This window comes from Bremerella sp. JC817 (genome assembly GCF_040718835.1).
GTDB lineage: Bacteria > Planctomycetota > Planctomycetia > Pirellulales > Pirellulaceae > Bremerella.
The window spans coordinates 37666-57102 of record NZ_JBFEFG010000234.1; the positions used below are offsets into that span (position 1 = coordinate 37666).

At 54.0% G+C, this 19437-nt stretch carries 14 protein-coding genes and 1 tRNA gene; 7 read left to right on the forward strand and 8 right to left on the reverse strand.

The features are described 5' to 3' along the window. The first annotated feature begins 178 nt into the window (after positions 1 to 178). Both AB1L30_RS01500 and AB1L30_RS01505 read left to right on the forward strand, forming a co-directional pair. Complete coding sequence (locus tag AB1L30_RS01500; RefSeq protein ID WP_367011557.1) at positions 179 to 1780, forward strand: mechanosensitive ion channel domain-containing protein; 1602 nt, start codon at positions 179 to 181, stop codon at positions 1778 to 1780. Between the two features lie 51 nt (positions 1781 to 1831). Beyond that, a complete protein-coding gene (locus AB1L30_RS01505) occupies positions 1832 to 3658 on the forward strand; it encodes an SLC13 family permease (RefSeq protein WP_367011558.1) in 1827 nt (608 codons plus the stop codon). A gap of 10 nt (positions 3659 to 3668) precedes the next feature. On the opposite strand, the gene AB1L30_RS01510 is transcribed toward AB1L30_RS01505, so the two are convergent. Continuing rightward, positions 3669 to 4055, reverse strand: coding sequence for a VOC family protein (locus AB1L30_RS01510; protein WP_367011559.1), 387 nt, complete (start codon positions 4053 to 4055; stop codon positions 3669 to 3671). Between the two features lie 202 nt (positions 4056 to 4257). Here AB1L30_RS01510 and AB1L30_RS01515 point away from each other — a divergent pair, with 202 nt between their 5' ends. Then, positions 4258 to 4683 (forward strand): YciI family protein, encoded by a 426-nt coding sequence (locus AB1L30_RS01515; RefSeq protein WP_367011560.1) that lies wholly within the window; start codon positions 4258 to 4260, stop codon positions 4681 to 4683. Between the two features lie 8 nt (positions 4684 to 4691). On the opposite strand, the gene AB1L30_RS01520 is transcribed toward AB1L30_RS01515, so the two are convergent. From AB1L30_RS01520 to AB1L30_RS01535, 4 genes are all read right to left on the reverse strand, one after another. Beyond that, the gene (locus tag AB1L30_RS01520) at positions 4692 to 5345 is read right to left on the reverse strand and encodes a helix-turn-helix transcriptional regulator (RefSeq protein WP_367011561.1); all 654 of its coding nucleotides are present in this window, start codon (positions 5343 to 5345) and stop codon (positions 4692 to 4694) included. Between the two features lie 830 nt (positions 5346 to 6175). Then, complete coding sequence (locus AB1L30_RS01525; RefSeq protein WP_367011562.1) at positions 6176 to 7795, reverse strand: arylsulfatase; 1620 nt, start codon at positions 7793 to 7795, stop codon at positions 6176 to 6178. Positions 7796 to 8669: 874 nt separating this feature from the next. After that, entirely contained in the window at positions 8670 to 9002 is a 333-nt protein-coding gene (locus AB1L30_RS01530; RefSeq protein WP_367011563.1) for an RNA-binding protein, read from the reverse strand. Positions 9003 to 9240: 238 nt separating this feature from the next. After that, a complete protein-coding gene (locus tag AB1L30_RS01535) occupies positions 9241 to 9945 on the reverse strand; it encodes a lysophospholipid acyltransferase family protein (RefSeq protein ID WP_367011564.1) in 705 nt (234 codons plus the stop codon). Positions 9946 to 10615: 670 nt separating this feature from the next. On the opposite strand from AB1L30_RS01535, the gene AB1L30_RS01540 reads away from it, so the two are divergent. After that, positions 10616 to 11938, forward strand: a complete 1323-nt coding sequence (locus AB1L30_RS01540) for a hypothetical protein (protein ID WP_367011565.1) — start codon at positions 10616 to 10618, stop codon at positions 11936 to 11938. A gap of 172 nt (positions 11939 to 12110) precedes the next feature. Here the strand turns inward: AB1L30_RS01540 and AB1L30_RS01545 are convergent. The 3 genes from AB1L30_RS01545 to AB1L30_RS01555 form a co-directional block, all read right to left on the reverse strand. Further along, positions 12111 to 12183 (reverse strand) — tRNA-Arg (locus AB1L30_RS01545). A 173-nt stretch (positions 12184 to 12356) separates the two neighbouring features. Next, positions 12357 to 12776 (reverse strand): hypothetical protein, encoded by a 420-nt coding sequence (locus AB1L30_RS01550; protein WP_367011566.1) that lies wholly within the window; start codon positions 12774 to 12776, stop codon positions 12357 to 12359. 60 nt (positions 12777 to 12836) lie between these two features. Then, positions 12837 to 13829, reverse strand: a complete 993-nt coding sequence (locus tag AB1L30_RS01555; RefSeq protein ID WP_367011567.1) for a DUF1559 domain-containing protein — start codon at positions 13827 to 13829, stop codon at positions 12837 to 12839. Positions 13830 to 14371: 542 nt separating this feature from the next. Between AB1L30_RS01555 and AB1L30_RS01560 the strand changes: the two genes are divergently transcribed. The 3 genes from AB1L30_RS01560 (at position 14372) to AB1L30_RS01570 (ending at position 19300) form a co-directional block, all read left to right on the forward strand. Further along, positions 14372 to 15754, forward strand: coding sequence for a hypothetical protein (locus AB1L30_RS01560; protein ID WP_367011568.1), 1383 nt, complete (start codon positions 14372 to 14374; stop codon positions 15752 to 15754). A gap of 36 nt (positions 15755 to 15790) precedes the next feature. Then, a complete protein-coding gene (locus AB1L30_RS01565; RefSeq protein WP_367011569.1) occupies positions 15791 to 17509 on the forward strand; it encodes a methyl-accepting chemotaxis protein in 1719 nt (572 codons plus the stop codon). A gap of 411 nt (positions 17510 to 17920) precedes the next feature. Continuing rightward, positions 17921 to 19300, forward strand: a complete 1380-nt coding sequence (locus AB1L30_RS01570) for a recombinase family protein (protein WP_367011570.1) — start codon at positions 17921 to 17923, stop codon at positions 19298 to 19300. Positions 19301 to 19437 lie beyond the last annotated feature (137 nt).

A 19437-nucleotide genomic window follows, 5' to 3' on the forward strand; every position in this document is an offset into this window, starting at 1 on the left:
TATTTTCTGCACGAGAAGAGTCGATTTGGGACGAATTTTACGGGCAGGCCTTGACTAGGTGAAGGGTTGCCAGATGTGTCCTATCCTTGAAATATGAATATGCACGGGGCAAATTTCCGCCGAAATTTGCCGCGCGACATGAAGTTAACGCTGCATTTCAGAAGACGAGGGCCACGTGATGACGTTTCCAAGGTTGACCATCGGTTTGTTGTTGTGGGTAGTAATGGTCTGCCCCGTTCTAGCGCAAGAAGAACAAGAAAAAGCCGGCCCGGCGAAACCAGCCGAGTACATCCCGGTCACGACCATCAATCCCAACATCCCGACAGATCAATTGAAGATCATCGTCAAGCCGCTGACCAAGTCAGAGCTGGAAGGGGAAGCGAAGGCCTGGTTCGAACTGCTTCGCAATAAGGCTCGCCAGATTGCCGCCGCCCAACTCGGGATCAAAAAGACCAACGAGGCGATGGCTGCCAATGATCAAGAGGCCGCCAAGAATACGCTCGAACAAGTCCAAGCGGTAAAAGCGAAGGCGGAAGAAGACGCCAAGAAGGCCGAGCAGCAAATCACCGAGGCCGCTCAGAAAGAACTGGGCCTGGACGGTGTGAAGGTCGGCGAACCTGCGAAAGAAGATGTGGCTGAAGGCGATCGTGCAGAAAACGCCGACGACGAATCGCCGGCCGAAGAGCCTGCCACGGAAGAAACCACCGCCGAAGTAGCGCCTGCTGAGAAAACGGCCGAAGCGGAAAAGGCAGTCGCCGATACCAAAGGGCAACTGCTTGTTGACGTCACGGTGTTGCAGGAAGAACGTTCTTCCCTGATCAACCGACTGAATATCGTGCTGACCTCGCTCGAACTGAAGGGTGGCGATGTCGCCGAGTATCGGAAATACATCAGCGCGGTTTCTCCGATTGAAGTCGACACTTCGGACGTGACGGCGACCTGGGCGACGCTGGTCGGTTGGCTGGTTTCCAAGGAAGGTGGTCAACGCATTGGCTGGAATTTGAGCGAATTCATCCTGATTCTGATCGCCAGTTGGCTGATTGCGAAATTGGTTCAAGTTGTCACGAACTGGTTGCTGGCCAAGAAGCTGCGCCTAAGCCAACTTGCCGAGAGTTTGATTGCGAGAACGATCAAAAACGTGGTGATGATCGTCGGTTTTGCGATCGCGCTAACGGCTCTCGAGATCGATATTACTCCGATCGTGGCGGCGATTGGTGCGACAGGTCTGGTCGTCGGTTTGGCATTGCAAGGCACGCTGAGCAACTTTGCCAGCGGCTTGATGATTCTGATCAATCGTCCGTTTGACGTTGGCAACGTGGTGACAGCCGGCGGAGTGACCGGGGTGATTCATCAGATGAACCTCGTTTCGACTACCTTCAAAACGTTCGACAACCAGACGATCCACGTGCCCAACAACTCGATCTGGAACAACGTGATCACGAACATCACGGCGAATCATACCCGCCGCGTCGATATGGAATTCGGAATTGGTTACGATGACGACTTCGAGCAGGCAGAACAAATTATTCTCGATGTGGTGAACGCCCACGAGAAGGTGCTCAAGAAGCCAGAGCCGCAGGTCATCACGCACGACCTGGGCGAATCGTCTGTGAATATCGTCTGCCGACCATGGGCACGTACCGAGGACTGGTGGCAGGTTAAAACCGAGGTCATCCGCGAAGTGAAACGCCGCTTTGACGAGGCAGGCATTTCGATTCCATTCCCTCAACAGGATGTGCACTTCCACACCAAGATCATGCCTCCGGTCGACCAGGGTTAATCGCGGCGGCCTTACGAGAAGGCGTCGGAAAGCAGGAAGGGATATCAGGCAATGCCGGCAGACTTGGCGATCGTACTTGGGTTGTTGGTGACCTGCATTGTCTTGTTCATCCTGGATTGGCCCCGGATGGATATCGTGGCCCTGGGGGCAATGGTAGCGATGCCTGTGCTGGGGATCATTACCCCGCACGAGGCGTTCGCAGGCTTCTCAGACCCGAACGTCGTCCTGATCGCCGCGTTATTCATCATCGGCGAAGGCATTACCCGGACTGGCATCGCCCTGCAAGTCGGACGCTGGCTGGCGAGAAAAGCGGGCAACAGCGAAGCCCGCCTGATCGTCTTGCTAATGCTCAGCGTGGGGCTGCTTGGTAGCGTGATGAGTTCCACCGGGATCGTGGCGATCTTCATCCCGGTCGTGCTGAACGTAACGTCGCGGATGAAGATTCACCCAGGCCGCCTGATGATGCCGCTGAGCATCGCCGGCCTGATCAGTGGCATGATGACGCTGGTTGCCACGCCGCCGAATATGATCGTCGATAGTGCCCTCGAATCGGAAGGTGCGGAAGGCTTCGGCTTCTTTTCATTCACGCCGATGGGGCTCTCGATTCTGATCGCCGGCACGCTGTATATGTTGGTGGCAAAAAACTGGCTCGCCAACGGAACAACGGTGGCCGGAGCGAACAATCGTCGGCGGACCTTCGCTTCGTTTATCGAAGAGTATCGTCTCGAACAGCGAGCCTTCCGCTTGCAGGTCCCCTACTCTTCCGACCTGGTGGGACGAACGCTGGGGGAACTTGATCTCCGCCAACGTAACGGCGTGAATCTGATTGGTATCGAGCGGATGGGACGTGGCCAGCCGCGACTGTTGAATCCAATTTCGCAAACGGAAGTTCGGCCCGGCGATATCTTGCTTGTCGACCTGGTCACCCCAGAAAACGACCTGCAGAAGTTCGTCGAAGAGCTAGGGCTATCGGTCTTGCCGTTGGAAGGATCGTACTTCAGCCAGCACTCGCAGAATGTTGGCATGGCGGAAGTGGCGGTCTTGCCGGAATCGGCGATGGTGGGCAAATCGCTGGTCGATCGAAAGTTCCGTACCGAGCATGGCTTGAGCGTGATTGGCCTCCGACGAGGCGGTGAAGCAATCAGTGGCAATGTGGCGGAAGAGAAACTGCGAACCGGCGACATCTTGCTGGTGATCGGGCCGTGGAAGCAGATCGATTCGTTGCGATCGCAAAAGCGAGACTTCCTGGTGTTGTCGTTGCCGGTGGAAATGGACGACGTAGCGCCCGCCATCAGTCAGGCTCCCTGGGCGTTGGCCAGTGTTGCAGTGATGATCGTGTTGATGGTCAGCGGCTGGGTGCCCAACGCGCTGGCGGCATTGATCGCTTGTTTTCTTTTAGGTGCGTCGCGCTGCGTCGATATCGAGACCGCTTACAAATCGATCCGTTGGCAAAGCATCTTTTTAATTGTTGGCATGATGCCCTTTGCTATTGCGCTCGAGAAGACGCATGGCATCGAAATGGCGGTTTCGTTTTTGATGCGAGTGCTCGACGGAGCCGAAGTACACGTACTGATCGCCGTGCTGTTTGTGTTGACGACTGGTTTCAGCCTGGTGATCTCGAACACGGCGACCGCGATCTTGATGGCCCCGATCGCAATGAGCATGGCGAAGCAGTTGGATGTTTCGCCTTACCCGTTCGTGATGACCGTGGCGATCGCGGCTTCGGCGGCGTTCATGACACCGGTCGCTTCGCCGGTGAACACCTTGGTGATGGGACCTGGGCAGTATCGCTTCGGCGACTACATGAAGATTGGGCTCCCGTTCACATTGATTGTGATGGGGATGTGCGTTGTGCTCATCCCTTGGTGGTACGCCTAGCAGGTTTGGCTTAAACCTGGTTGGCAAACCACCACATTGTTCCGCCGGAATCTCGCACTCCCCCACGCAGATCGTCATCTTCACTGCGCTGAACTGGTTCCATGATCGCTTCTGCCCCAGCTTCGATCGCCTTGCGATAGGTCTCGATCGCATCAGGAACATAAATATGAATGTTGGCTGGCATCGGTGGCCATTGTTCGTTCCCTTCGGCCAGCATCAAGACGGTATCGTCGATGCGAACTTCCGCATGCATCACGCGGCCGTCCGGGCCATCGAATTGCCGCAGCACTTCTGCATCGAGCACTTCTTTCAGGAAGGCGATCGTCTGCGCGGCACTGGGCACCAGCAGATATGCGGACAGCGAGTTATAACCTTCTGGCTTGAATGGTTTGGGCATGGTGGCTCCGGCTGGGCAGGCTGGTGAAAGGGATGAATTTCGCAGTTTATCGCATCGAATGTCCGGGGAGGAATCGAACTCGCCTGATGTTTGTCCGAATTTTTTTGGGGGAGCCTGTCGATTCGCGTGTTGCTGGCACGACTAAGGGGTGAAGTTAAAATGCTTTCACCAACTTATAGACCTCAACAGAAGGTACCGAATCATGCGAGTAATGGTTATCGTCAAAGCGACCAAGGAATCGGAAACCGGCGTTCTCCCTTCCACGGAATTACTGGAAGCGATGGGCAAGTTTAATGAAGAGTTGGTTGCCGCTGGCGTCATGCTTTCTGGCGATGGCCTGAAGCCAAGTTCGGCTGGTGCTCGCGTGACGTTCTCTGGCGACGAACGAATCGTCACCGATGGTCCTTTCGCGGAAACGAAAGAACTGGTCGCCGGTTATTGGGTCTGGAAGGTTGACTCGATGGCCGACGCGATTGCGTGGGTCAAGAAGTGCCCTCCTCCGATGGAAGGCGAATCGGTGATCGAGATCCGTCCGTTTTATGAATTGGAAGACTTCGCCGAAATCGATCCGACCGGCGAGTTGCTGGAAAACGAACGAAAGATGCGCGAAGAACTGGAAGGCAAGTAAGCAGGTATTTACTCAGGTTTCGGAGCGGAGCTGTCACGCAAAATGGCAGCTCCGGCCGCCGTGTCGTAACAGTCGTCCAGAAGCATCAGCTTGCCTCGCTTGAACATCAGCAGGTGCGATACCCGGATGGGCGTCTCCATTGGACGACCGATCGGATGAATCCACGAGTCGCCCCAGATGATCGCATTGGGACCCTGGCAAAAGTACTGGAAGTGTTTGGTATGGTCGTGCCCTTTCGGGACTTCCAGAATCGAGAAGAAGATCTGAAACATGCGGTCCGTCGCGTCGATTCCCACATGTTCACCCGCGAATGGGATCTCTTCCGGATTGCCTGCCACTCGAAATACGCAGTCCTCAGCGAGGAAGTCACGAATGTGACTGACAGTGTCTTTCTGGTAGGTGTACACCGCGTGGATAAATCGCTGTGCCAGGGCTACTGGGTCGCATGCCAGATCTTCCCAATAAATCTGCTGCTCTTCTTCTTCACTGAAGGCATCCGCCAGGTCGACGATCGTCTCAAGAGCGATCGGTGAACCTGCCTCTGCCTTGCTGATCAGACGCTCGCTGTAGCCTGCTCGCTTCGCCAGATCGGATTGGGTCCAACCGTTGCGGAGGCGTAGCTGTCGCAGGAAGTCGCGATTACATGCATATGTGCGATTCATTTTCTGCGTATTGTGACACTCACGTTGTGGGGATTCGCGTCGGATTTGCAACTGGCAGAGTCGTCTCCGACGATCTATCAGCCACCATATTCAGAGATACAAAAAGAACCATTCTGCTAGTAGGGGGACATAAACTGTTACCTCGCAACTAGATATAAACTTCAATCGATCTGCGGTTGCGAACTTCGTTTCTTTGCCAAGCTCGTTCATGCCGTGGGGCAACCAGAGCACTTCTCGGTTGAGGCAACTTGGTCGCTCACAATGTGTCTTTCGTTGCCATCAACAACACCTTGAGGGGGAATCCTTAAACGCGCATTTGCGATTTGAAATGCCAGACGTTTTGCGGATGTTTTCCTCCGGCTCTTATGCTTACGCGTCAAATCGGAAATGGGTGGACAGTAACGAGGCACAATTTTGAGCGGAAAATTTGTTCGCAAATTTTTCTGAAATTGACCATGGTTTCATGCCACCTTGCCGATGGGCGTTCTGGTAGCGTTCCTGGTACCCCGCCAAGGCTGCGGTAGGCTTGTATCAGGGGAAACGAGCTGGCAGGGCAAACGTGACAAACTTTGTCGGTTTGCTGCATGCCATCTCCAAGGACTTCCCCGGCGTGCCTCTTCACACGCCGGGGAAGATTTTTTTCTGGCCTGGCCAAAGGGTGATTTCAGAAAAAGATCGATTTCGCCTCGAACGCGTCAGGCGATTCGTACCAATTACAGAGTCCCGCGTACGCTGTCTTCGCATGCGTCGCTGTCAAGAATGACTCTGCCAAAAGGCAGGGCAATTGCAGACATGCCCTGACTTATCCGATCGAAGAGCAGGCGGAAGCTTTACTTGCTGCCGACACTCATTTGCAGCTTCTCCATCACCTCGTCGAGGTTGAAGCTGGCGGCTTTCTGACGCTGCGGGAATTCCTCGAACGTTGCCAGGAACTTACCCACATAGTCTTGCGCCGGAACGAGCAGGAACGAGCGTTCCAGGACCCAGTCGTAGTAGGTGTTCGACGTGATGTCGGCACGTTCATAGGGGTCGATTCGCAGGTTGAAGATCTTCGGCACTCGCAGCGTGACAAAAGGTTCCGACCACACCTTGAACGTCCCTAGTGCACGTTGTTCCATGAAGACCAGCTTCCAATTGTCGTACCGGACGCCGGTTACCTGTTGGTCATCGTTGCAATAGATGAACGACTTACGTGGACTCTCTTCGGTTTCACCGGTGAGATAGGGAACGAGGTTGTAGCCATCGAGGTGCACTTTGTAGGTCATGTCGCCATACTTGGCCCCTTCCATCAGCTTCTCTTTCACGTCTGGCGCTCCGGCCATGGCCAGCAGCGTTGGGAACCAGTCGTGGTGACCGATGATCTCGTTTGAGACCGAGCCTGGCTTGATCTTGCCGGGCCAGCGGACCATGCAAGGCACGCGGTAAGCCCCTTCCCAGTTCGAGTTCTTCTCGTTGCGGAACGGCGTCATCGCGGCATCGGGCCAGCTGTTCATGTGCGGCCCATTGTCGGTGCTGTACATCACGAACGTGTTGTCGGCGATGCCGGCGTCTTCGATAGCCTGAAGAATCGTCCCCACGTTCTTATCGTGGTCGATCATTGTGTCGTGGTAATTGCTTTGCCATTCGCCGGCCTGACCGACACTTTCTGGCTTGGTGTGAGTCCGGAAGTGCATATGCGTGAAGTTGGTCCATAGGAAGAACGGCTTGCCTTCGGCAGCTAGACGCTTAATGTATTCGGCCGAACGAGCCGCAATGTCGTCGTCGATCGTTTCCATTCGCTTGCGCGTCAGCGGACCGGTGTCTTTGATTGTTTGCTTGCCAACCCGGCCAAATCGTGGATCGACCGTTGGATCGTCGACGTCGGTCGCCTTGCAGTCGAGAACACCACGCGGACCAAACTTCGCACGGAACGCAGGGTCTTTGGGATAGTCAGGATGCTCTGGCTCTTCTTCAGCGTTCAAGTGGTACAAGTTGCCGTAGAACTCGTCGAACCCATGCACCGTCGGCAGGAACTCGTTGCGATCTCCCAGGTGATTCTTGCCGATCTGCGCGGTCGCATAGCCATAGTGCTTTAGCAGCGTCGCGATCGTGGGGTCTTCTTTCTGCAGGCCCAACGTTGCCCCTGGCAGACCGACTTTGGTCATCCCAGTGCGCAAGCCATGCTGACCGGTGATTAACGAAGCCCTACCAGCCGTGCAGCTTTGCTCAGCATAGTAGTCGGTGAAGATCATGCCTTCTTTAGCGATCCGATCGATGTTGGGCGTCTTGTAGCCCATCAGGCCCATCGAATAGGCACTGACATTTGACTGCCCTATATCATCGCCCCAAATCAAAACGATGTTGGGGCGTGTGGCGTCTTCCGCAGATGCTTGCAGGGCAAAAACGCCGGTGGAAAGTGTGACTACGGCAATCGCCACAACGGCATGCCGGACGAATCGTAACCATCTCATGACTGTCTCCCAATTCAAGATCCTGGCGCGAAGTCGCAGGGAACGAGCGTACCCCTTTTAGATGAGCCTCAACACGAATTAGAAGGGAGCCCGATTTGGGTTTCTACGCAAATTTCGTAAAAGGCGCGGTTTTTCGCTAATTTCTAACATGGGAGATGGATTGCCTGTTTCAAGAACGAGCTTGAGTCAGGGATTTGTCGAGGAAAGACGAAAATCACAAATCCAGCTTGCTGCCTGGCAAGAAGATCGCGATGCCTAGCGAGAATCGCGTGATATTTTTTGCGTTGAAGATTGGCAACGATTAGATCGTACGAGCGAACAAGCTCGATCAAGTATGAACCGGATCAACCGGATCGACGCATCTGGGCGTATCCAGTGGTCGTTAGCGAGAAGGCACCGTTGAATCGTTCTCTGATTAAGAACCGTTTGGCGACCAGGCTATTGAGGGCGGGCGTCTTCGTATCAAGATCGATGCCATTGAAGCAAAGCATCTCGCCTGGCTCCATGTAGAACTTTCAGAACGTTCGCAGCACAGATTTTTCTCGATCGGACAGCATGATCAGGGCCTCGAAGGTGAGTGACGGAATTCGACATAGAGGCTGATTCCCTTCAGTCTTCGTTCCCACCTTCAGCCATGAAGGCGACTATTTCTCAGGCGTCCGGTTGTAATTTGCGGTCTTGCCGCTTCTTTCGCTTTTCTTCTGCTTTGCGTTTCTTCTCGACTTCTCTACGGCGTTTTTCGACGGTGTTTTGGTTTTTAGCCACAGCGCTCCGATGGCAAGAAAAGATAGGGCGCGCACGCGAGTGAATCACTTGCGTGCGACACCTATTGATAATTATCAGAGTTCCCGTTTACGGGAAGTCAGACGAGCGATTAATAGCGGCGGCCGCCACCACCACCGCCACCACCGTAGCCTCGGCCACCGCCACCACCGCCACCACCGTGGCTGCGATTTTCGCGAGGCTTAGCTTCGTTGACGGTCAGATTACGACCGTTCTGCATCGATTCGTGGAGGCCATCGATCGCGGCTTGTGCTTCAGCATCGCTGCCCATTTCGACGAAACCAAAACCTTTGCTACGGCCGGTGTCGCGGTCGATAACGACCATCGCTTCTTGCACAGAACCGTAATTACCGAACATACGTTCGAGGTCCGAGCTGGTGGTTTCGTACGAAAGGTTACCGCAATAGAGTTTCTTACCCAACATTCATCTCCTGGGTTGAGGACATCAGGGACTGGCAATAGCCGCGCCCGAAAGAAAAAAGAAGGTAGTCGACATATCGACTTACCAGGTGGGACGGGCGAAAGAGCGTCGGGGACCAACCCTTAGAGAAGGGGTGAAAGCTTTTGTCACGATCGACTGACCAACCACCAGCAATCTACACCTTCCCCCGCAGACTAGATAGGGCAAATCGTGCATTTAATCGAGATAAGCACAAAGTAGTTCATGAAACGCCATTAGAATCAGCGTTAATTCGTGCTGCGTCTCCATGCTGCTTTTTTCCTTCGATCGATGCCTTGGCACTCTGGTCGAGTTGGTCCATCGCTTCCTGAATCTTGGCTACAAACGGCGTTAGCTCCGACTTCTTCAGGCCAGATGGCACAGCAATCGGCTCCCCTGCCATGATGACGATGCTCGAGAACGGCTTGGGGACCAACAGGGAAGACCAGGTTCCCTTCCAACGCCAGCAATTTGAACACGCGACGCCTGTGGGAACGATCTCGCGCCCAGTCCGAGATGCCAGGAACACGATACCTGAACTCATCGTTCGATTCGGTCCGCGTGGGCCATCCGGGGTAATCACCAGGTGACGGCCCGCCAGGGTTTCGACCAACTCGCGAATGGCAACCATGCTGATGCGTCGCGTCGACCCGCGCACGGTTCGGATCTGCCGGCTTCGCAGCACATTGGCTACGAACGAGCCATCGCGATGCAAGCTGGTCAGCGCGGTTGTAAAGCGATGGCGACCACCGAAGACCGGCAACACCATCGAGTCGTGCCAGACGGCGTACAAGAATCGGTCGGGGCAATCGAGTTGATAAGGACTGGTGCCTGGCGATTCCGTGAGGATGGTGATCTTCAGCGTCCGAAACAGCAACCAGAGCATCGCGGCAAAGAGATATGCCGCCACCAGATTCAAAAGGGCCAAGATGAACTTCAGAAGAATGCTCGCGATCGAAACAAGAGGCAGTGGTTACTGAGAAACACGTAGCTGAAACGGTACGTCTCTTAACACCAAGCCGCAAGGTTGGTTGCCACATTCCACGGAACAAGTCCGAAGAATTTACTCAGATGCCAGCAAGTCATCACGCTACGGAAAGGCTCCGCCCGCCTCTACCCATCGAAGCCAAGTGCCCCCGGGAGGAATCGAACCTCCGACCTGCGGTTTAGGAAATCTGCTCTCTAGTTCAGAAAGGCTTGTTTTTAAGGGGTTTTCGTGGCACAGTGGATGCACAAATAGCGTTTTGTATCCAGTTTTTGTGTATCGACGGGTGACTACATAAGGCATGGATAGAGCGCCCGTCTACAAGCCAAAGAAGATCAAAACACCAAAGCCTTGGTGGTCTTATCTGTACAACAAGCCTTGAAGAGCATCTGTCAACTCTTTCAGTGTTTGTGGGTCAATCTTCATGCCTGTATTTAGTTAAGGTATGACCCTTTTGGAAAGTTAAAGAAAGCACTAAGTGGTTGCTCCAGCCCCCCTGTTAACGCTAAAATCCGCCCTAAAAGGTCCACGTTCTCCATTTGCCCCTGTTCGCCAACTCTCAAGGGGTCTGATGAGTCCTACAAACAACAACACTAAGCAGCTAGAGCTATTCATGGGCAGCGATACCCCAAATGACGACGTGGTAGAAACTCAAGTTAACGCCCCTGAAAGTGCGCCTAAGAAAAAGGCAGCGACAGCCCCAAAAAAGAAGACGGTCAAAAAGGCTGCGACGAAGAAAGCCGCTAAGAAATCAGCGACGAAGAAAGCAGCTAAGAAGTCAGCGCCGAAGAAGGCCACTCGAAAAGATGACAAAGGAGAAGGAACGAAGAAACGAAAAGCACGGCTCTTCCCGGCAGTAGCGTTTGAGCAAGCCAAGAAGCTGGGGGAGGCTATCGTTAAATTTGCCCCCGGTGAAGTAAAAGTGCGGCGTTTAACAATCCTTGACAAACTTGACCTGACTGAAACATCAAAGCACGCTCAAAACCTAATTACGAACTCTGGTCAGTACGGTATCACAAGGGGCGGATATACCGCTGAATGGCTCAACTTGACCAATGAGGGACAGGCTGCATGTAGCCCAGACGAGCCAAAGAGTGAAAGAGTAAGGGCGGCATTCACATTGGCCATCGAGGGAATTGCTCCCTTTAAGACTCTCTATGATGAATATGCAGGAAAGAGGCTTCCTGCCCATGAATTCATATTTGACTTCTTAGACACATCTACAGACTTCGAGCTTGAAGAAGATAAGTCCGAGTGTGTTGACTTGTTTATCACTAATGTCAAAGACTTGGGATTGCTGCGCACAATTGGTGGTGCGGGAACGTTAATTACTTTAGACCACCTACTTGATGAATACGTTAAGGATGATGGTGGCGAAAGTCCTCTAATGCTAGACCCGTCAACTCCTCCGGCAAGATTGCCAGCGACCCCTAAGGGAAATGGGGCAGTTGATTGGGAAACAGCTTGTTTTTACGTCACCCCAATTGGCAAGCCCGGCTCGGTCGAACGAAAGCATAGCGATCTCTTCAAGACCTCAATCGTTGAGCCAGCAGTTAAGGAACTTGGTCTAAAAGTTTATCGAGCAGACGAAGTTGAAACCGCAGGGATGATTACATCAAGCATCATTGAATTCCTGCGACGGAGCAAGCTAGTGATTGCTGACCTCTCCATGCGTAACCCCAATGTCTACTATGAAATTGCATTGCGTCATGCCTGCCGACTCCCGATTGTTCAGATACGACGGGAAGGCGAAGAAATCCCGTTCGACATTAACCAACTCAATACAATCACGATTGATAACACAGACCTCTACACATTCGTTCCCCAGATTGAAACCTTTCAGTCACAGGTCACGACTCTTGCTAGAGCCGCTCTTCAAGACCCCAGTGGTGTGAGTAACCCAGTGACGACGTTCTACCCTCAATTTTTTGATTAGGGGAACAGGTGGAATAGTGGCTTCAGCCACTCAAGGTGGGCCATTAAGAAAGCCAAGGTGAATTCTCGCCTTGGCTTCTTGTCTAAGCAGAGTGGATAAAAATCTTTTGTGTATCCAATTGCGTATCCAAAAGTGCCTTATCGTAAGTTGTTTACATATAATGATTTAGAAGTGCCCCCGGGAGGAATCGAACCTCCGACCTGCGGTTTAGGAAACCGTCGCTCTATCCCCTGAGCTACGAGGGCAAATCGTTGAATGGTCTTGTTTTAGGTCATCTGTGGGGGCATTGGAAGGGGCGGAGTCGTTGTTTGTGGGGACGGGCTCTGATGTCGCCATGTTCGCGGCCGAAAAGTCGCTTTCATGAAAAAAGCCCCGGCGGGTTGGCCGGGGCTTAAGGGGGTTCTAAGTGCGGTGAACTTTACCGCTGCTTGGGGATCTCGATGTCGTGGGTGGCGTTCTGTTTGGGCAGATCGACCTCCAGTTCCATCGGGCTGAACAGTGGCTTGCCGAGCAGGTCCATGCCCCCTTCTCCGCTGGCGATCGGGACGCCATCGTAGGCCTGGACCAGCAGGACATAGGGACCGCCGGTGGTCCCTTTGCCGGCGAACGTTTCGTACTGGCCATCTTTAATTTCGGCCGTGACGCCTGGGCCTTGGTTCGACTTCTTCGAGTCAGGCGAAAACGTGATGCTGCCGCGAGGGATCGGCTTGCCATCGTAGGTGATCTTGCCGGAAACGGAATAGACTCCGGAAGAGGTGCTCTGTCCGCAGCCAATGGTCGCGCCTAGCAACAGGATCACGCCGATCGAAACAGTTTGAGAGGTGGAGCGAAACTTCATGGGGGCAACCTTTCAGCGAAAACCCGGTCGCCGCGCTCGACCGGGAAACAGGGAACGTGACTAGTTACTCAACGAAACCACGTTGCCGTCGTCGCGAATGGCCAGGTTCTGATAAATCGTCAGGTCCATCGTTTCGCTGAGGAAATGAACCGAGCCGTCCCCCAGCAGGAACAAGCATCCGCCTGGATGAAAGCTGCCGAACGTGCGCTGATGCAAACCTTGACCTAGCCCGCCAGGCACGCTGTAGGAACCGCCGGCGCTGTCGAAGGTTGTGTCGTAGCGATCGCCGTGGCAATCACCACCGCAGGCATTGATGGCCAACTGGGCTGCTGACAGTACCCCGGTGACCGAGGATCCACCACCGCGATTAGTCGAAGCCCAGCCGAGCCAATGCGTGTCGCTACGACCGCCATCAAGCAATTGGTAGCGTGTTTCCCCCACCAGGAACGTGTTGGACGAACCATCGGTGATGCTGGCGAAATTCGTTTTCGAGTTCTGGAACAAGATGCCGTTGATATAGAAGCGACGACCGACGTTGCTCGACTGGCAATTACCCAGGCCGCTGGCACCACCCCCCATCACGCCGTAATAGTTCGAGTGATTCTTGTCGACCGCACTGCCAGGGTAGGAAGGGCATTGAAATGCTTCGACGTTGGTCTTCCAGACGTCGCGGTTGTTGCCGCTGGTCGGGCCTTCTGCATTCGAGCAAACGAAGTCCGAGTTCAAATCGACGCGATCGTACAAATTGCCCAGTTCCAGGAATGGCAAAATCGAAACGGTCCAGGGACGACGCCGCGAGATGTTTGTGTTGCATGCGGTCGTTTCGCCGTCACCCATCAGGGCCCCTGCCGGGAACTGGCCGTAGGTGTCGTGGTGGTTATGAAGCGCCAGTCCGAGTTGCTTCAGCTTGTTGTTGCATTCGATACGCCGAGCCGCCTCGCGCGCTTGTTGCACGGCAGGCAATAACAACGCAATCAAGACGCCAATGATGGCGATGACCACCAGCAGTTCCACTAACGTAAACCCGGAACGTCGAAACGTAGGAAGAGACATAAACATAGGGTCGCTCGCAAAGATGACGGATGATGAAAAGGAATCGCCATGGACTGCCCCAAGGAGGCGTCCGAATCGCGAAAATCGACGAGATCAGGAAGAGTGCAAAATAGATAAGACTTCATCGATTTCATGCAACGCGCAAGAGGTTAGTGCGGCGCCGCAAAAAAACCAAGTGAATATAAAAATTATAGCGGCAATGATTCAAGATAAAAAAGAGGGAAACCTGGGAAAGTTGATTTGAGTGCGGCGACCCGAATGGCAGAGGGCCTGGAACTGAGCTCTTTGAAGCCAGATTTCTGCCATATTGCCGACGATCTCCGCTTCGTTGAAATGAAAGCCAGGGCATGGAAAATACCCGTCTGCAGTGCGGCTTTCCGCAGCAGGTGGGGGACTTTGATGAAAAAAGGCAACATCGCCGACTGGGTGCTTTCGGCACCATTGTTTTGGGCTATATCCCTATGCCCCACCTCGAACGCCCAGCAGCGACCCGCTTGCCAGGCGCCTTCCTTGCCTACCTGAATCCGAATGAGGAGGAGGCTATGTCCTCGGTTCCTACCTACCGTCTGACGATGATGGCGATCTCGGCATTTGTCCTGCTATGGGCAGTGCTGATGCCTGCTTCCGGTGCCGAAGTTGAATGCGAGTACCCTGCCCTAGCCCGCGTGCGGATTGTCGCTCAGCATCCTGATAGAGTTCAGGTCGCGGCCAAGACATTGCCTGAGAACAGATTGCCTGCGGCAAGCCAGACTGCGGACGATCCGCAGCCAGAGCAGTCGGAGGAAGAAGAATCAACTCTCTCGGTTTCCGTTACGGAAGAACCCAAAACGGAGCCCCCAAAGGAAGCCGCCGTCGAACCTGTCCCTGCGAACGAACCTGCAACGCAGGCGACCCCGCAGGAAAAGCCGGTTGTCGCTCCTGCCGTCGACGCGAAGGTTTCTCAGCCATTGGTAAAAGAAACGCCCGGTCGGCCTTTGACACCTTCCGACGTCTATGCTGGGCTCGAACTGATTCAGCGTAAATTGGACGTGTTGTCGACGAAGATGGAACTCAACCGCGACGACTTGATTGAAATCAAAGCCCGCGAACAGCAAGTTAAGCCGATGCATATCTATCAATTGCATCTGACCTGCCTCGACCAGCTTCGTACGTTTGAACGCCAGCAGGGTGTCGTGGCCGTCCCACTGATCATCGCCAGCCCGGTCGATTACAAGCCGGGCGACGTTTATCAGTTGACTTCGCTGCTGGCCAACCGCCTCGATCAATTTGCAGCGGAAAAAGGTTATGGGCCACTCCCAAGCGACCTGCGGCCAGTGGATGGGAAAACGCCGACCGACGTTTACGAGATGATCGTGCCGGTCTTCTGTCGGCTCTTGGCCCTGAACAAGATTCAAAAGCTCACGCCGAACGACGTCTACGCTCAGATCATTCGTGCTCGCATCGATGCCCAGGCAATCGTATCGCATATGGCACAGCAGCACAGCAATTCCTTCACGGAGCAGCGTCACTTACAGGCACGTGCCTTCGGCTTAAGTGGTGACGGCAATCACTTGCAACTCGACAACTCGGCAATTCGGACTCCGCAAGATGCGTTCGATGCCTGTTTGAACGCTCGGGCCACGGTCAATCAAATCTGGAAGTCTCAAGGGCGGACAGGCATGCCTCTGCCGAAGCGTGCCGCTGGCGAGAAGATTATTCCGGCCGACGTTTTCCTGCAGACGCAGATCTTGATCGCAGAGCTGAACCTGCTGAAGTACACCACCGGCACGACGGCTCCGACCCCGCCAACCAACGTTTTCTCCGGGAAAACTCCGGCGAAAGTTTATAACGAAGCCTGCTGGGCCAGCTACATTCTCGAGGCACTTACGACCGAAGTGAGTGCCCCGTCGCAGCAAGCCAGTCGCGCGATTCGCCCCCGTTCCTAACGCTTGAATCACGGCTCAACGAAGGTGGATTGAGATATGTCTAGCAAATCGATGCGAATCGGAATCACGCAGAAGATCATCCTGGCAAATGTGGTCTTTCTGGTGGCCCTGGCAGCGACAACGTTGTTCCTGGTGTCGCGGTTGAATGGCTCGCACCAGGCCCTGGCGATGCAAAAGGAGGCTCTCCATCGACAACAACAGGTCGATCAGGTCTTCTCGAAATTTGCTCAGCTTCGGTACTGGCTCGGCGAGTTTTCCCGCAATTGGGAGGATCGCGCGCTGCAGAAGTCTGAAGTGGCGGCTGGCGAATTGAATCAGCTGTTGACTAGGCTCGATCAGGAACTGGCTCCCGGGGAAATTTCCCTTTCGCAACGCGTTCACGAATTTCAATCGGCAATGATCAAGTCGGTCGAGTTTCAGGTTGCCGGCGATCGCTTGCAGGCCAACCAGGTTGCATACACGGCCGCTGCACAAAGTCAGGCAATTGAAACCCAGTTAGATGCTGCCATGCTCGCTTCTCAGCAGCAAGCGGAAGCTTCGGCCGCTGCGGTTGCTGCGGTAAATAGCAGCGTCCACTGGGGGCTGATTTTGTCGATGGTCGGGGTCTTCACCTTATCGATGCTTTCCAGTTGGCTGACCGGCAAGTGGATCGGAAGTCGTGTCCGCCGCATGGCTCGCCAGCTGAGCCAAATCGAAGGCAACTTGACCCGCCGAATTGAGGTCGATGGCAACGACGAAATCTGTGATCTGGCAGACCGCATGAACCTGTTTTTGGGAGACATGCAGCAGTTGATCCTTGGGGTGCAAAAACAAGCCAATACGGTCAATGGTTCTGCCACGACGCTGTTAAGCACCGCCACTGGATTGACGCAGTGTGCCAACGAAACGAATCAAGTCTCGAAGAGTACTTCGAGCACCGCCGAAGAACTTTCGGCGAGCATGAATTCAATTCGCAACTCTTCCGAAACGGTTGCCCAATCGGTGGAGCAAGTGGCCCAATCGATCCGGAATCTGTCGACCAGTTTCGACGACGTCGCCGTGAATGCTGCCAATGCACTGCGTGTCGTCGATGGTGCCAACCAGTTGGCACTCGACAGCGGCAAAACGATTGACGAACTGGGGAAAGGCGCCGAGGTGATCGGCAAGATCGTGAATCTGATTCGCGAGATCGCCGATCAGACAAACCTATTGGCACTGAACGCGACCATCGAGGCGGCTCGCGCAGGCGAAGCAGGTAAGGGCTTTGTGGTCGTGGCAAGCGAAATCAAGGAACTCGCCAGCCAGGTTACCGCCGCCACCGTCGAGATCTCGAACAATGCGACCGGTATCCGCACTTCCAGCCAGAAGGCAGTGCAAGAGATCGTCCGGATTCAAGAGGTGTTCTCGGAAGTGAAGTCGGTCTCGGTTTCGATTTCCGCCGCGGTCGATCAGCAGAAGGAAACGATTGCCACAATCGATTCGGACGTGACTCGTTCTTCGGCGATGACGCACGAGATGGCTTCGGTTGCACGCGATACGATCGCTGCCGTCGACGACCTGGCACGCAACATCGTCGCCACCGAGAACGCCGCTAAGCGAACCGCAGACGGCGCCCTCGATACCCAAGCCTGCGGAGATTCGCTGGTGCTGACTGCTCAAGAGCTTCTGTCGAACGTGGGAAAGTTCCAAGTGAGCGAAACGCCAAAAGGTGTTGCCGCCAAAGTCATGTCACCGAAAAAGAGCTTTCAGACCGCCCAACAGCCTTGTCTGGTCTAAGCAGCCGAAGGCATCTTCAAGCAATTTCAACGAAAGAGCCGGCACGGAATGGTGGCCGGCTCTTGCTATTGATGGGCAAAGAAGTCGACCTTCAGGCGGCAGGCAGGTGAAGGCCCCGAGAAGTGCCGACTGAACCTCGCATTCGGCGCAAAAGAAAAGCCATCAACAACTTACGTTGACGGCTTTTGCTTAGAGCGGAGGGCACGAGATACGTAGTGCAATTCGCTTGTATCTCTTTTCGCAACAAACTCTTACATCGCAAATCGCTGATTCTATGGCAGATTTCGGCTCGCGGTTTGCGCCGGGTTTTCCCGGTACTTTCGTGTTTCCGAGCATTGGCGAAAGTACAAATCTAGTACAAATCGCCACTGCCCAACTCGGCGGCAAGCTTGGCCGAATGGAGGTGAACTAATGCGCCTCCGAACTCCACTTGAAGCTCCGAACGGAAGGATTCTAAAAGTAGGGGAATACGCGCGTTACAGCACGGAGGAACAGAATCCGCGAAGCATACCAGATCAGTTCGCGTACTCTGAAAAAGTGCTCTCGGAAAATAACGCACCTGACTACGAAAAAACACAGTTGTCAGATGCGGAATTGTCGGGAGAACTCGTCTCGCGTCCAGGAATTGATCGGCTCCGGCGAGGCATTGCTAGGCGAGAATGGGATTTGATCATTGTCGAAGATTCCAGTCGACTCTACCGACATGAGACTGAGTGTATGGTTCTGGTCGAAGAGGCGGTCGATGAAGGTATTCGAGTGATCTGCATCAATGACTTCGTTGATACTGCGGAGCCGGACTGGCGGGAGCGGTTGCATGACGCCGCGCGGCACCATGCTCAGACGAATAAATATACTTCCCATAGGATTAAGAGAACGCATGAGGCACTTTGGAATTTGCAGGCCGGGCTCGGCAAGTGCCGTCAGGGGTACTCTCGCCGTGCGTCTTATCCTGCGACCGATAGAGAACCGGAACGCGGACCGTTTTTTGACAGCGTGAATCCTACCGAAGCTGCAATGATCAAGACCGCATACGAAATGGTTGCCGCTGGCGATGACCTTGCTTTGGTTGCCGACTGGCTATCAAAACAAGGCCTCCGAAAATGTTCGGGTGCAAAGTATTCAGATTACTCCGTCAAGAACGTAATTGACTTGATTCGTCGGACGATTCATCGTGCATTCGATACTTATCGGAATAAAGTTTCGGAAAAGAAGTTGCGAACTGGTAAGTCTCGGCAACGTCACCGACCAGAGAAGGTGCTTACGCGAGAGATGCCTCACCTAAGGGTCGTCTCGGATTCTCTTTGGTACGCTGCGAATCGAATGATCGACAGCCGACGGCGAAAAACGAATGTGCCCTCAGGTGATGATCATCCCTTGGCCAATATTCCCAGAGATAGTCGATTTCCACTGACCAAACTTTTCGTTTGTGACATTTGTGGAAATAAGATGTGGTCGGACGGTCGAAATGAAGGTGGATATCGCTGCGGTGGCGTTCGTTCCGAGTGCTGCTGGAACAAGGCGACAGCGCTGAGAGATTGCGTTCACAAGAAGATAAGTGAGGTGGTTGTACGCGAATTGCTCTCTCTCGATTCAACATTGGACATTCTTGTTGAACGAATAAATTCTGTCTTGCGAAGTGAAAGGGACTACGAAAGGCAAAGCCTGAAGCTTCGCAACCAGGTACAAAAACTTACTGAGGAGTGTGAACGACTCGGTGAAGCGGTAGCGAAGGGGAAACGCGATGACCCCTTGGAAACATTGCTAAATCTCCTGGTAAAGAAGGAGCAATGAAGTGGACCCCAATTTTCGGACCACGGGTTAAGGTGGATTTCTTTGGCTCGTGGATGAGGGTATCGTGGCGTCATCAGGAGGTTTCAGATGGCGCGGAAGCGGCGGCGGTTTGATGCGGCGTTTAAGGCCAAGGTGGC

What these genes read in the sequence shown, in the direction of transcription:
- AB1L30_RS01520 (WP_367011561.1), bottom strand. Translation starts at nt 5,345, where the DNA reads ATGAATCGCACATATGCATGTAATCGCGACTTCCTGCGACAGCTACGC.
- AB1L30_RS01570 (WP_367011570.1), top strand. Translation starts at nt 17,921, where the DNA reads ATGCGCCTCCGAACTCCACTTGAAGCTCCGAACGGAAGGATTCTAAAA.
- AB1L30_RS01565 (WP_367011569.1), top strand. Translation starts at nt 15,791, where the DNA reads ATGTCTAGCAAATCGATGCGAATCGGAATCACGCAGAAGATCATCCTG.
- AB1L30_RS01525 (WP_367011562.1), bottom strand. Translation starts at nt 7,795, where the DNA reads ATGAGATGGTTACGATTCGTCCGGCATGCCGTTGTGGCGATTGCCGTA.
- AB1L30_RS01540 (WP_367011565.1), top strand. Translation starts at nt 10,616, where the DNA reads ATGGGCAGCGATACCCCAAATGACGACGTGGTAGAAACTCAAGTTAAC.
- AB1L30_RS01510 (WP_367011559.1), bottom strand. Translation starts at nt 4,055, where the DNA reads ATGCCCAAACCATTCAAGCCAGAAGGTTATAACTCGCTGTCCGCATAT.
- AB1L30_RS01560 (WP_367011568.1), top strand. Translation starts at nt 14,372, where the DNA reads ATGTCCTCGGTTCCTACCTACCGTCTGACGATGATGGCGATCTCGGCA.
- AB1L30_RS01515 (WP_367011560.1), top strand. Translation starts at nt 4,258, where the DNA reads ATGCGAGTAATGGTTATCGTCAAAGCGACCAAGGAATCGGAAACCGGC.
- AB1L30_RS01530 (WP_367011563.1), bottom strand. Translation starts at nt 9,002, where the DNA reads ATGTTGGGTAAGAAACTCTATTGCGGTAACCTTTCGTACGAAACCACC.
- AB1L30_RS01555 (WP_367011567.1), bottom strand. Translation starts at nt 13,829, where the DNA reads ATGTCTCTTCCTACGTTTCGACGTTCCGGGTTTACGTTAGTGGAACTG.
- AB1L30_RS01550 (WP_367011566.1), bottom strand. Translation starts at nt 12,776, where the DNA reads ATGAAGTTTCGCTCCACCTCTCAAACTGTTTCGATCGGCGTGATCCTG.
- AB1L30_RS01505 (WP_367011558.1), top strand. Translation starts at nt 1,832, where the DNA reads ATGCCGGCAGACTTGGCGATCGTACTTGGGTTGTTGGTGACCTGCATT.
- AB1L30_RS01500 (WP_367011557.1), top strand. Translation starts at nt 179, where the DNA reads ATGACGTTTCCAAGGTTGACCATCGGTTTGTTGTTGTGGGTAGTAATG.